Here is a 12,686-nt window from a genome sequence, read left to right as displayed (position 1 = left end):
CCTATTCAATACATGCGAGAACATCTTTCTCGTCTATCACAATATATTCAACACCATCAAGTTTAACTTTTGTACCTGAGTATTCCTTGAATACAACACGATCTTTTTCTTTTAAATCATTTTCACATTGTGGACCTACTGCCACAACTTCTCCAACAGTAGGAAGACTCTTTGTTTCAGTAGTAAGAATAATACCACTAGCTGTCTTATTTTCTACTTCTTCTTTCTTTAATACGATATTCTTATTTAAAGGTTTCAACATAATTATTCCTCCTTGTTAGCACTCTCTTTATTTAATTGCTAAAAAGTATTATAGTTCGTTTTAGCACATTGTCAAGGCGAGTGCTAATTTGTTTTTGGGCAGATTGGATAAAAGTGCACAAAAAAAAGCCACTCCTGAGTAAAGAGTGACTTAATCGTCTTTTCGTTTTGTATCTTTCGCAACGATAAATGTGATCATACCAAGTATTAATCCAAAATAGAAAGAGAAGAAACGCCATAAGAACATAGAACTAGAGGCATTAGCTCGACCAAGAAAACCAAATAAGATCATATAACATCCTTCACTACCACCTGATGCACCGGGAATAGGGAGGAATGTATTAATTAAATTAATAATAGAAGCCAGTCCTAAGAACTGTACAAATAGGGTAACTGGTACTTTTATTCCTAAAGCAAGACACGAAAAGAATGGCGTAGAGTAGATAATAGTAAGTTTCACTATATTACATAATACTGTCTGTAATAAAGCTTTTTTATTTTTCTGTAATACATTCATCTGTTCTCTAAATTCACCAAAGTAATTCTGAATTCTAAAGCATGTTGATTCATAATCTTTTATAAGTGGTGTTTTAGAAAGGAGATAGACTACTTTATCTACTATAAAGTTCTGGAACTTCTTACTCTTAGCACCTGCAAATAATAGAAGAGTGACTACCGCATTAATAAGAAATCCGACGGCTGCCATAGAGGATACACCTACACCTTTATCTAAGAAGTAGGCTGAATCCACAATCATAATCACTGCAGTAAAGCCCATAATCACTATTTGATAACTAATAAAGCACATGAGTAAGATACTTGTAGAAATGGCAGGGGAGATTCCCTGGTTATTAAATACGAACACCTGGGCGAACTGTCCTCCTGAAGAAGAAGGAGTTAAACCACTAAACAAAGTACCTACAAGTCCATTCACAAAACCTTCTTTAAGAGTAAAGTCTTTCTTATAAAAACGCGCAAAGATCATTGTAGCGAGTCCATCAAATACATAATATATAAACATAATAAAACATAAGATGAATAGCCAGAAAGGATGCGCTGTAGTAATTGTTTTAAATACAGTAGAGACTTCAGAACCTACTGATAAGTATAAAGATATACCACTAATCACAAGAATTAATGCAATATTCAAGATATAGCTCTTCTTTGTTTTCATGGGAATCACCTCATTTCCCTATCTCTATTTTACCAATCTTATTCCTTATATGAAAGTAAAAGAAAAGAGTAAGGATTAAAATCCCTACTCGAATGTAATCATAATAATCTCATTTTCACATAATACTTTAAAATGATAGTTATGACGTGGTGCTATACCATTACTTACAATTAGTTCAGAACCACTTTCTGTATAACTTCCATGATTATAAGTAGCCGCATTATTACACTTTACAAGTGGACCAATACCAGGGAACCAGATAGTCCCACCATTACTATGTCCAGATAACTGTAAATGTGTATGTCCTTTATTTTGACTAAAACTATCAGGATAATGACTTAAAGTTAAGACAAACCCGTCAGAAGCAGGTATTTCTTCCTGACTATTAATAGATTGTCCATAAAGGGTAAAGGAACTATTACGATAATGAATGGTACGAGCACTATTATTAAGTACTTCAAATCCACCTTCATTAAGGATATTAGTCACTTCCTCAGCATGTGCATGATCTTCATCACCAAGTACTGCAAACTTACCATAACCTGGTTGAAGCTTCTTTAAGATTTTCTGTACTCTAGCATCTTGAATAGGTTTACTTTCATACAGATCACCAGTAAAAACAACCATATCATAGCTTTGATCTTCAATCTCATCTACAATTTGTTCAAAACGATCAATATCTTTGGATGCAGTAATATGTATATCGGATAAATCTACAATCTTAAAGTTTTTAAAACCATTAGGTAATAATCCATTACTATAAGTCATTCTTGTAAAAGAATAATGTGTTCTAGAAAAGAGACATGTATAACCACCAAACAACACCAATGCGAAAACAATAATTGCAAGAATACCAGTACGAATAATTTTCTTTTTCTTCATTATTTCTTGTTCATGATGACAGGAATAATCATCGGTCTTCTCTTTGTCTTAGTATAGAAATAAGATGTTAATGTTTCTCTGATTGTATTCTTAATTTCACCAAATGTTGTTTTTTCCTGCAATAAAGCACGTAGCTTACGATCCACAGCCATTTCTGCTCCATAAATCATAGGTTTACTATCTTTCATATAAACAAATCCACGGCTCATAATAACTGGTTTATGAAGTAAAATACCTGCATGAGAATCCATACTAATAAGTACTGCAACCATGCCATCTTCACTTAAAATCTGACGGTCATGTAATACCGCTGTAGATAAACCTGTTAAATCATTACCATCTACATAAATATCATCTGCATGTACGCTTCTTGTCTGGAATATCTCATGATCCTTTAAGCATAAACAATCTCCATTACTTAATACAAATGCATGATCAGGCTTTCCGCCTACTTCTTCATATAATTTTTTATGTATACAAAGCATTTTATGTTCACCATGAACTGGGAAGAAGTATTTAGGTTTAGTAAGAAGCATCATGAGCTTCTGTTCTTCCTGGGAAGCATGTCCAGAAGTATGAAGGTTACTGATCATAGAGTTTTCTAGAACTCTTGCTCCAGAACGATATAACTTATTAATTAAACGTGATACAGAAGATTGGTTACCAGGAATAGGGTTAGATGAGAATAATACAGTATCACCAGGTTTAATCTTAATCTGACGATGTGTACCATTCGCAATTCTATTTAATGCAGCAAGTGCCTCACCCTGAGATCCAGTACATAGAATTAGTATTTCATTATCAGGAAGATGTTTTGCTTCATCATTCTTAATAAAGAAACGATCAGGACACTTGATATAACCCATCTTTCTTGCAACATCAATATTGTTGACCATTGAACGTCCATATACAAGAATCTTACGATTAAACTTAACAGCAGCTTCTACAATCTGCTGTACTCTATGTATATTAGATGCGAATGTTGCAACAATAATACGTCCTTCAGTCTTTCTGAATTCTTCCTGTACCTGTCCTGCAACAGTCTTTTCACTAATAGAGAATGTAGGTACTTCTGCGTTCGTACTATCACTCATTAATAAATCGACACCTGTTTCACCTAAGAAACTCATAATCTGATAATCAGCAGGATTAGCAACTGGAGATAAATCAAACTTAAAGTCTCCTGTTTCTACAATACGACCATCAGGTGTATTCACAATAATCCCCATAGATTCAGGAATAGAGTGGTTTGTATTAAAGAAACCAATATTAAAATATTTAGTTTTGATAGAACTTTCATGGTTAATAGGAATCATCTTAGTTACATGTGTAAGATGATGTTCCTCTAGTTTTCTTCTAATCATGGCACAAGCCAATGGAGAAGCATAAATAAATGGTATATTCACTAGTCTTAATAAGAAAGGAATACCCCCAATATGGTCTTCATGACCATGTGTAATAAATAATCCCTTGATCTTTTTATTATTCTTTCTTAAATAAGTATAATCTGGAATAACATAATCAATCCCAGGAAGACCTTCAGATGCAAACTTAACACCTGCATCAATAATAATCATTTCATCATTACATTCAATACAGTAAGTATTCTTACCAACCTCATTTAAACCGCCTAATGCGAATATCTTTGTTCCCTGTGTTTTAACATTATGATGTGTAGAAGGGAATCTTCTTTTAGAACGGTGAGGTTTGAATGTCTTTTTCTTCTCAGTATTATCGACTGACATAAACTACTATCCACCTCTTTCTCAAATAATGTAAATTCATTCATTAAAATAATAATATAAATAAAGTGAATAATCAATGTTGTAAGGGAATACATGAGAAATTAAAAAAAGATGTTCTATTGAACATCTTAATAAGAACCTTTCTTAAAAGCAGCTATTGCAAGTGAACCTGGACCGATATGACAAGCAACACTTAATGATAAACGGTCAAAGATGACCTCTTTATCAGGAAATGCTTCTTTGATCTGTTCAAGATAATCTAAAGCAGCTTCTTTATCATAAGAATAAACACATGCTACTTCATAATCATCACCCCAGCCACGATCACTAATATCCTGTTTTACCTGGTCAATCATCATCTTACGAGCTTTTTTCATAGTACGTGAGGTACCGTATTTATCTAATTTTTCACCCTGAATAGTAAGAATAGGCTTAATCTTCAATAAACCCGCAAGCGTTGCAGCAGCAGGGGATAAACGCCCACCTTTCTTTAAATATTCAAGTGTATCTACAGTAACATAGATAGTGGCATTCATCTTATTGTTCATAAGATAATCATAAATCTCTTTTGCACTATATCCCTTATCTGCCATTGCAAGGGCATCTAGGACATCTGCTTTTTGTGTTACAGAGATTCTTTGAGAATCCACAACAAATACTTTTCCTTTATACTGATCTTCATCCGCCATCATCATTGCTGTCTGACAGCTTCCTGATAAGCCACTGCTCATAGGTATATGAATGATAGCGTCATGTGTTTTTAATATTTCATCCCACTTCTTTGCGATAATACCAATAGTAGGCTGTGAAGTGAATACTTCTGCACCACTCATTAGTTTTTCATAGAAATGTTCTTGTGTTAAATTGATATCTTCTTCAAATTCTTTCCCATCTATAGTAAAAGGCATAGGAATACAATAGATACCTAATTCTTTTGCTTCTTTTTGTGTAATGCCAGAGTTACTATCTGTCATGATTGCAATTTTCATACAAGGACCTCCTTCAGTCAAACTCAATTTTAACAATTTTGAGGAATAAATCAACATTTTCTTGACTAATCAAGGTAGACGAATTATTGTAAATGCACATGAAAGGAGTTACAAAAATGGTAGGAAAATACTTAGAAACACTTTATAGCATGGGAGAGAAAGCTCTTCAAGCCCTTATCATTATAGTTATTGGATATGTTGTATATAAGATTTTTGATAAGTTATTTACAAAATTTATAGAAAAGTCTTCCCAGGATGAAATTGTCTTAAACTTCTTTAAGACAATCATCAAGACAGTCTTTATTGTGATTATTGCGATTATGGCTTTATCACAGCTTGGTATTAATACAAGTTCTATTCTTGCTATCTTTACTGCAGCTTCTGCTGCTTTTGCACTTGCTATTAAAGACTCACTCGCAAGCTTCTTTGATGGTATTATCATCTTACTAGCAAAACCTTTTTCAAAAGGAGACTTAATTGAAGTTGTAGGTGTCACAGGAAGAATCCAGGAAATCTCTTTACTCTATACAAACCTACTTACTTTAGATAATAAGAAGATTGTCATTCCTAATTCACAGTTAGCACACTCAACATTAGTGAACTATTCAAGTGAAGAAATACGTCGTGTGGATTTAAACTTTGATGTTATTATGGGTAGTGATACAGAATTAGTTAAGAAGGTTATTATGGAAGAAGCCTTATCTAATCCTTATTGTCTCCATGATATTCCGCCATTTGTGAATATGACAGAATATAAGGATAGTGCATTAACCTTTACACTTAGAGTATGGGCAGCCACAGAAAACTATGAAACACTTAGATGTAGTTTACTTGAAAATATGAATAAGCGTTTCAACGAAGAAGGTATAGAACTTGCCTATACGACCTATGATATTCATCTAAGCAAATAAGTTGCGGAATATTCTTCAATCTGTTTAAATATAGGTGAGGTGAAGAATATGAAAATTGTAGATCAGAAAGGTTTTAATGAAGCATTAAACAATAAGTATGTATTAGTAGACTTCTATGCAGACTGGTGTGGCCCTTGTAAGATGGTTGGTCCAGTATTAGAAGAATTAGATGCTGAAAATGATCAGTTAACAGTTGTTAAAGTCAATGTAGACAATGAACTTGATTTAGCATCTAAATACGGTGTACAGTCAATTCCAAACATGATTTTCTTTAAAGAAGGTAAGGCTGTTACACAGATCATTGGTTTCGCAAATAAGGATGCAATCCTTGATAAAATCAACCCATTTATGGACTAAGAGGCACCTGATTGGTGTCTTTTTTATATGCCTGATTTTTCTTTTTATGATAATAAATTAAGCGTAAAAAATATTAAAATTAGTCAATTTGTGGAAAAGACAAATAACTAAAATAGATTCATGAAATGCACAAAGATTTATACTAATGAATATTGACATGTATACACAAAGAGTGTAAGATGTTTCTCATGATAGTTGGATGCTATCATACAGTTATATCCATTATGGAGGGGAAAATTATGAAAACAGTAAAGGTTTTAGTTGCTGCAAGTATGGCAGCAGCATTACTTGCTGGATGTGGAAGCAAAACTGATACAGATACTTTCAGATTTGCAAGTGAATTAGATATCCAGGGTATGGATTCTACAGTAGTTGATGATGGTATGTCATACAACGCAATCCACGCAATCACAGACGGCTTAACAGCAGTAAATGACAAAGGCAAGACAGTTCCAGCATTAGCTAAGAGCTGGGATGTAAGTGCTGATGGTAAGACTTACACTTTCCACTTAAAAGATGCTAAGTGGTCAAATGGTGATAAAGTCACTGCCAACGATTTCGTTTATTCTTGGAAGAGAATTATTAAGAATGCAGGTAACTATGCTTACATGTTAGGTGATGATGGTGCATCAGTTAAGAATGCGAGTCAGTTGATTGATCTAGGTCCTAAGGCAACAGATGAACAGATGAACACTTTAGGTGTTAAAGCAACTGATGATAAGACTTTAGTTGTTGAATTAAACAACAAGGTTCCATATTTCACAGATTTAATGGCTTTCCCATGCTACTTCCCACAGAACGAAAAGTTCGTTGAAAAATGTGGTAAGAACTATGGTACTAAACCAGAATACACATTATCTAATGGTGCTTATACAATGACTAAGTGGATCAAAGGTAACAAAGCAACATTCACTAAGAACGATAAGTACTATGATGCTAAAGCAGTTAAGACTAAGAACCTTGAAATGTTCCTAGTACAGGATCCTAAGACTGCTGCACAGAACTTTGACAATGGCAAAGTTGACTATGCAACAATTAACTCTACATTAGTAGATAAGTATAAAGGTAAAGATACTTTCACTACTTTCAATGAAGGTTTCTTATTCTACTTACAGTTGAACTTCAACAATAAGACAACTGCAAATAAGAATGTAAGAGAAGCATTGTCTTATGCAATCAACAGAAAAGATTTATGTGAAAACGTATTAAAAGATGGTTCTAAAGAAGCAACTGGTTTTGTTCCATCACAGTTATCTACTAGTCCAGCTGGTAAAGATTTCCGTGATACTGCAGGTGCTCTTGTAGGTTATGATGTTAAGAAGGCTCAGGAATACTTAGATGCAGCTAAGAAGGAATTAGGTACTGATACAATCACTATTGATTTATTATATGGTACTGATGAATCACCAATGGATACTATGGCTGAATACTTACAGGGTTCATTCACTAAGTTAAAAGGCTTAAAGGTAAACATGGTTGCAACTGTTAAGAAAGACAGAATTTATAACAGAGAAGCAAATGGTAACTTCCAGGTTGTATGTACTCGTTGGGGTCCAGACTATGCTGATCCAACTACTTACTTGAACTTATTCTTAACTGGTAACCAGAATAACTATGGTAAGTACAGCAATGCTAAAGTTGATTCATTAATGAAACAGGTTCAGGCTGAATCAGACTTAAATAAACGTTGGGACTTAATGACTCAGGTAGAAAAGACTGCACTTGATGATTTAGCTTATGTTCCAGTATTCGAAAAGGGTGCTGCAGCATTAAAGGCTAAGAATGTAAAAGGAGTTGTTCATTCAGCAGTTGGTGTTCCTTATACATTCAAATACGTAACTATCAAATAAGAATAAACAGAACATAGTGAGAATAAACACATTATAGCTCTTGCTATAATGTGTTCTTCTTTTTAAATGAAAGGTGTGATATTTATATGGATAAATCCATGATTAGGTATATCTTAAAGAGATTGCTTATTTCCGCAATTACTTTATTCGTTATACTAACAGTTCTGTTCATTATGACTCGTTGTATGCCAGGTTCTCCATTCAACTCAGAAAAGTTGAGTCCAGAACAGCAGAAAGTCATTATGGCAAAATATGGTCTTGATAAGCCAGTTCTTGTACAGTATGGTACATACTTAAAGAATATGTTATCAGGCGACTTCGGTGTTTCTTATGTTTTATACAAAGATCAGAATGTTTCTGAATTAGTATTTGACGCAGCTAAGATTTCATTTGCTTATGGTATCGCTGCATGTATCTTAGGTACATTAGTAGGTATGTTACTTGGTATCGTTGCTGCATTAAACAAGAACACTATTTGGGATACAATCGCAACTATTATTTCTATCTTAGGTGTATCTATCCCATCGTTCGTATTCGCATTATTACTTGTTATCTTGTTCAGTAATGATCTTCGTATCTTACCAACAATGTATGATGATATGAATCCAATCTTCTCATCTATATTACCAGTTATCGCTTTATCTATGAGCGTTATTGCCAACGTAGCACGTTTCACTCGTACAGAAATGATTTCTGTATTAAATAGTGAATATATGACTCTAGCAATGGCTAAAGGTTTAGATCGTAAGACATTAATCTTCAAGCATGCATTACGTAATGCCTTAATTCCAGTAATCACTATCTTAGGTCCAATCCTAGTTAACTTGATGACTGGTACAATGGTAGTAGAACAGATCTGTTCTGTACCAGGTTTAGGTAAGCTATTAATTAACAGTATTCGTGCCAATGACTACAACATCATCGTTGCATGTTCATTCTTATATGCATTCATGTATATCGTTATGATGTTAGTAATCGATGTATCTTATGGTATTATCGATCCACGTATCCGTTTAGGAAAGGGGGACAACTAAGATGGATGACAAGAAATATGAATTTTTGCCAGATGATTTTGAGTTTATCGGTGATAAACAGAATATCAACATTGATGAAGTTGCTCCTGCAAGACCTGCTTGGAAAGACGTTGTTTATCGTTTTACTCAGAACAAAGGTGCAATCTTTGGTTTAGCTTGTATTATTATCATTGCTTTACTTGCTATCTTTGTACCAATGATTTCTCATTGGAAATATGATGCAATTGATACAAGTATTGCGAATATTCTTCCAAATGGTACTCATTTCTTTGGTACTGATAAATATGGCCGTGACTTGTTCGTAAGAACTTGGCAGGGTACTCGTATTTCATTAATTATCGCATTAGTTGCAGTAGTTATTGATATCGTAGTTGGTATGACTTATGGTTTAATTTCTGGTTACTTTGGTGGTTTAATTGACTCTGTCCTTCAGAGAATTCAGGAAATCATCAACTCTATCCCAACACTAGTAGTATTAACTATTCTTTTAACAGTATTAAAGCCTTCTTTATATACCGTTATTCTTGCGTTAATCTTCACTGAATGGATTCCTATGTCTCGTATCACAAGAGCACAGGTATTAAAAATCAAGGAAGATGAATTCATTCTTGCTTCTAGAACATTAGGTGCAAGCAATATCTTTATCTTATTCAAGGAAATCTTACCAAACATCTTTGGTCAGTTAATCATCATGTCTATGATGACTATCCCAAATGCAATCTTCTATGAAGCATATCTAGCATTCGTTGGTTTAGGTTTAACTGTACCTCAGGCTTCACTTGGTACTTTGATCAACTCAGGTTTCGAAGTATTCACAGTATATCCAACTCAGATGACTATCCCAGCTATTATCCTTGCAGTATTAATGTTAGGATTCAACTTATTAGGTGATGGTTTAAGAGATGCACTTGATCCTACTATGAAGGAGATGTAATTATGGCTGACAGAGAAAGAATTTTAAAAATCAGAGACTTAAATATCTCCTTTAAGATTGAAGGTAAGAAAGTGAATGCCATCCGTGGTGTTAACTTAGACCTTTATAAAGGAGAAACAATTGCGATTGTAGGTGAATCTGGTTCAGGTAAATCAGTTACTACAAAAGCTATCATGGGTATCTTAGCTAAGAATGGTAGTATTGAAAGTGGTTCAATCGACTATACTTGGCATGATCCAGATACTGATGAAAAACATACAGTAGATATTACTAAGATGACAGAAAAGGAAATCCAGAAGGAAATTCGTGGTCGTAAGATTGCGATGGTCTTCCAGGATCCAATGACTTCTCTAGACCCAACAATGACAATTGGTAAACAGATTATGGAACCAATGATGTATCATTATGGAACATCTAAAGAAGATGCATATAAAAAAGCTGTAGAACTTCTTGAAGAAGTAGGAATCACAAATGCAGAAAAACGTATGAAGAACTACCCTCATCAGTTATCTGGTGGTATGAGACAGCGTGTTGTTATCGCAATCGCTTTATCTTGTGATCCATATGTATTAATTTGTGACGAACCTACAACAGCCCTAGATGTAACTATCCAGGCTAAGATTCTTGAATTAATTCAGGACTTACAGAAGAAAAAAGGTATTTCAGTTATTTATATCACACATGACTTAGGTGTAGTTGCTAAGGTAGCTGACTTCGTAAACGTTATGTATGCAGGTAAGATTGTAGAAACAGGTTCTATCGAAGATATCTTCTACAGACCTTTACATCCATATACTTGGGGTCTTTTATCAGCAATGCCTGATCTAAATACTGATGATCCAGAATTATATACAATTCCTGGTTCACCACCAAACGTTACAAAAGAAATCAAAGGTGATGCATTCGCACCACGTAATAAATATGCATTAAATATCGATAAGAGAATTGAACCACCTATGTTCAAAGTAGAAGGTTCTACAACTCATAAGGTAGCCAGCTGGTTAATGCATCCAAATGCGCCAAAGGTAGAAATGCCTGAAGCATTAAGAAAGAGAATCGATAACATGATGAAAGAAGGTGTACCAAATAATGGACAAGAATAGTCAGACTCCAATTCTTGAAGTCAAGAATTTAAAACAGTATTTCTATCCAAGTAGAAAGTTTACTGTAAAAGCCGTTGATGGTATTTCATTCAAAATCATGCCAGGTGAAACATATGGTTTAGTAGGTGAATCTGGTTCAGGTAAATCTACTACTGGTCGTGCTATTATTAGATTATATGATCCAACTGATGGTCAGATCATTTTCGAAGGTGAAGATATCACTGGTAAGATGTCTAATAAAGCTCTTAAGACATTACGTACTAAGATGGCTATGATTTTCCAGGATCCAATGGCTTGTTTAAACCCTCGTAAGAAGGTTATTGATATTATTGCTCAGGGTCTTGATATTCATCATGATTATAAAGATGAACAAGAAAGAGAAGAAAAGGTTTATAAGATTCTTGAAATGGTAGGTTTATCAAAAGAACATGCTAACCGTTTCCCACACCAGTTTTCTGGTGGTCAGAGACAGCGTATTGGTATCGCAAGAGCCTTAATTATGAACCCTGATCTAATTATTGCCGATGAAGCAATCTCAGCCCTAGACGTATCTATTCAGGCACAGGTTGTAAACCTAATGAAGAAGATGCAGAAAGAAACAGGTGCTGCTTACTTATTTATCGCTCATGACTTATCAATGGTTAAATACATCTCTGATAGAATTGGTGTATTACATTTAGGTCACTTAGTAGAAACAGGAACTGCAGATGAAATCTTTAGTAATCCTCTCCATCCATATACAAGATCATTATTATCTGCTATCCCTCATTCTAACCCAAGAGTAGAGAAGGTAAGAAAATCATTCTCTTATGATTATGAAACAAGCGGTCTTGATTATGCAGCTGGTACTCAGCATCAGATTACTGAAACACACTTTGTATTAGGTACTGATGAAGATGTTGAACAGTTCAAGAAAGACGCAGCAAACTTCAAATTATAACATCAAAAGACTATGACACTTATGTGTGATAGTCTTTTTTTAGGCTCTAAAAATGTGAACTAATACACTTATTCGGTGTAAAAAGTGTAGTTGTAGCACATTTATTCACTGTAAAAAGTGTATAGGTACTACATTTATTCGCTGTAAAAAATGTAAAAAGATGGTATAAAAGATAAAAAGGGGTGTTTCTATGTATCGATACGCAATAGAAGAATTATTCAAATGGAAAGAAAAGCCAAATCGTAAGCCAATGATTATACAGGGTGCAAGACAGGTAGGTAAAACATGGCTGGTCAACTACCCGCGACCTAAAGGTCATGGGCTTGTAACTGCCCAGTCGTATTAACGGTTTACACCTCCGACCTTTAACCCCAATAGATATTGCTATCTAAAGTGGCGTTACATCATAGGGTGGTTGACAGCACCCTTTGTAGCAGAGTTTACTCTGTTACAACTGTATTAGGTACTTGGCTATCTGCAAGATAGTTTATTCCCATACGATACAG

At 34.3% G+C, this 12,686-nt stretch carries 13 protein-coding genes; 8 read left to right on the top strand and 5 right to left on the bottom strand.

All coding sequences use genetic code 11. From position 1 onward, the window contains the following. Position 1: 1 nt before the first annotated feature. From H8909_RS05025 to H8909_RS05005, 5 genes are all read right to left on the bottom strand, one after another. Positions 2–262: a co-chaperone GroES gene (locus H8909_RS05025; RefSeq protein ID WP_006504310.1), complete on the bottom strand. Its 261-nt coding sequence runs from the start codon at positions 260–262 to the stop codon at positions 2–4. A 150-nt stretch (positions 263–412) separates the two neighbouring features. Next, complete coding sequence (locus H8909_RS05020) at positions 413–1,435, bottom strand: lysylphosphatidylglycerol synthase transmembrane domain-containing protein (protein ID WP_187012072.1); 1,023 nt, start codon at positions 1,433–1,435, stop codon at positions 413–415. 84 nt (positions 1,436–1,519) lie between these two features. Further along, positions 1,520–2,317, bottom strand: a complete 798-nt coding sequence (locus H8909_RS05015) for a metallophosphoesterase (protein WP_187012071.1) — start codon at positions 2,315–2,317, stop codon at positions 1,520–1,522. After that, the gene (rnjA, locus tag H8909_RS05010; RefSeq protein ID WP_022425581.1) at positions 2,317–4,062 is read right to left on the bottom strand and encodes a ribonuclease J1; all 1,746 of its coding nucleotides are present in this window, start codon (positions 4,060–4,062) and stop codon (positions 2,317–2,319) included. The genes H8909_RS05015 and rnjA overlap by 1 nt, the downstream gene beginning before the upstream one ends. Before the next feature lie 128 nt (positions 4,063–4,190). Further along, positions 4,191–5,051 (bottom strand): DegV family protein, encoded by an 861-nt coding sequence (locus tag H8909_RS05005; RefSeq protein ID WP_187012070.1) that lies wholly within the window; start codon positions 5,049–5,051, stop codon positions 4,191–4,193. A gap of 116 nt (positions 5,052–5,167) precedes the next feature. On the opposite strand from H8909_RS05005, the gene H8909_RS05000 reads away from it, so the two are divergent. The 8 genes from H8909_RS05000 (at position 5,168) to H8909_RS04965 (ending at position 12,526) form a co-directional block, all read left to right on the top strand. Further along, positions 5,168–5,962 carry a mechanosensitive ion channel family protein gene (locus H8909_RS05000; protein ID WP_187012069.1) on the top strand — a complete coding sequence of 265 codons (795 nt, stop codon included), beginning with the start codon at positions 5,168–5,170 and terminating at the stop codon, positions 5,960–5,962. A 48-nt stretch (positions 5,963–6,010) separates the two neighbouring features. Beyond that, complete coding sequence (trxA, locus tag H8909_RS04995; protein WP_117460281.1) at positions 6,011–6,319, top strand: thioredoxin; 309 nt, start codon at positions 6,011–6,013, stop codon at positions 6,317–6,319. A gap of 239 nt (positions 6,320–6,558) precedes the next feature. Next, entirely contained in the window at positions 6,559–8,169 is a 1,611-nt protein-coding gene (locus H8909_RS04990) for a peptide ABC transporter substrate-binding protein (protein WP_187012068.1), read from the top strand. An 86-nt stretch (positions 8,170–8,255) separates the two neighbouring features. Further along, positions 8,256–9,203: an ABC transporter permease gene (locus H8909_RS04985; protein ID WP_006504301.1), complete on the top strand. Its 948-nt coding sequence runs from the start codon at positions 8,256–8,258 to the stop codon at positions 9,201–9,203. A 1-nt stretch (position 9,204) separates the two neighbouring features. After that, positions 9,205–10,137, top strand: a complete 933-nt coding sequence (locus H8909_RS04980; protein WP_022426021.1) for an ABC transporter permease — start codon at positions 9,205–9,207, stop codon at positions 10,135–10,137. Positions 10,138–10,139: 2 nt separating this feature from the next. Beyond that, positions 10,140–11,240 carry an ABC transporter ATP-binding protein gene (locus tag H8909_RS04975; RefSeq protein WP_187012067.1) on the top strand — a complete coding sequence of 367 codons (1,101 nt, stop codon included), beginning with the start codon at positions 10,140–10,142 and terminating at the stop codon, positions 11,238–11,240. Further along, positions 11,227–12,180, top strand: a complete 954-nt coding sequence (locus H8909_RS04970; RefSeq protein ID WP_187012066.1) for an ABC transporter ATP-binding protein — start codon at positions 11,227–11,229, stop codon at positions 12,178–12,180. The genes H8909_RS04975 and H8909_RS04970 overlap by 14 nt, the downstream gene beginning before the upstream one ends. A 190-nt stretch (positions 12,181–12,370) precedes the next feature. Next, entirely contained in the window at positions 12,371–12,526 is a 156-nt protein-coding gene (locus H8909_RS04965) for a hypothetical protein (RefSeq protein WP_187012096.1), read from the top strand. Positions 12,527–12,686: the final 160 nt, after the last annotated feature.

It is taken from the genome of Catenibacterium faecis (assembly GCF_014306455.1).
GTDB classification, from domain to species: domain Bacteria; phylum Bacillota_I; class Bacilli_A; order Erysipelotrichales; family Coprobacillaceae; genus Catenibacterium; species Catenibacterium mitsuoka_A.
The sequence above is the reverse complement of the archived record's forward strand: the minus strand, read 5'-3'. Positions and strand labels throughout refer to the sequence as shown.

Excerpts from the sequence above, each read along its gene's own strand:
- H8909_RS05015 (WP_187012071.1), bottom strand. The coding sequence starts at position 2,317 with ATGAAGAAAAAGAAAATTATTCGTACTGGTATTCTTGCAATTATTGTT.
- H8909_RS05020 (WP_187012072.1), bottom strand. The coding sequence starts at position 1,435 with ATGAAAACAAAGAAGAGCTATATCTTGAATATTGCATTAATTCTTGTG.
- H8909_RS05005 (WP_187012070.1), bottom strand. The coding sequence starts at position 5,051 with ATGAAAATTGCAATCATGACAGATAGTAACTCTGGCATTACACAAAAA.
- H8909_RS05000 (WP_187012069.1), top strand. The coding sequence starts at position 5,168 with ATGGTAGGAAAATACTTAGAAACACTTTATAGCATGGGAGAGAAAGCT.
- H8909_RS04980 (WP_022426021.1), top strand. The coding sequence starts at position 9,205 with ATGGATGACAAGAAATATGAATTTTTGCCAGATGATTTTGAGTTTATC.
- H8909_RS04970 (WP_187012066.1), top strand. The coding sequence starts at position 11,227 with ATGGACAAGAATAGTCAGACTCCAATTCTTGAAGTCAAGAATTTAAAA.
- H8909_RS04965 (WP_187012096.1), top strand. The coding sequence starts at position 12,371 with ATGTATCGATACGCAATAGAAGAATTATTCAAATGGAAAGAAAAGCCA.
- trxA (WP_117460281.1), top strand. The coding sequence starts at position 6,011 with ATGAAAATTGTAGATCAGAAAGGTTTTAATGAAGCATTAAACAATAAG.
- H8909_RS04975 (WP_187012067.1), top strand. The coding sequence starts at position 10,140 with ATGGCTGACAGAGAAAGAATTTTAAAAATCAGAGACTTAAATATCTCC.
- rnjA (WP_022425581.1), bottom strand. The coding sequence starts at position 4,062 with ATGTCAGTCGATAATACTGAGAAGAAAAAGACATTCAAACCTCACCGT.
- H8909_RS05025 (WP_006504310.1), bottom strand. The coding sequence starts at position 262 with ATGTTGAAACCTTTAAATAAGAATATCGTATTAAAGAAAGAAGAAGTA.
- H8909_RS04985 (WP_006504301.1), top strand. The coding sequence starts at position 8,256 with ATGGATAAATCCATGATTAGGTATATCTTAAAGAGATTGCTTATTTCC.
- H8909_RS04990 (WP_187012068.1), top strand. The coding sequence starts at position 6,559 with ATGAAAACAGTAAAGGTTTTAGTTGCTGCAAGTATGGCAGCAGCATTA.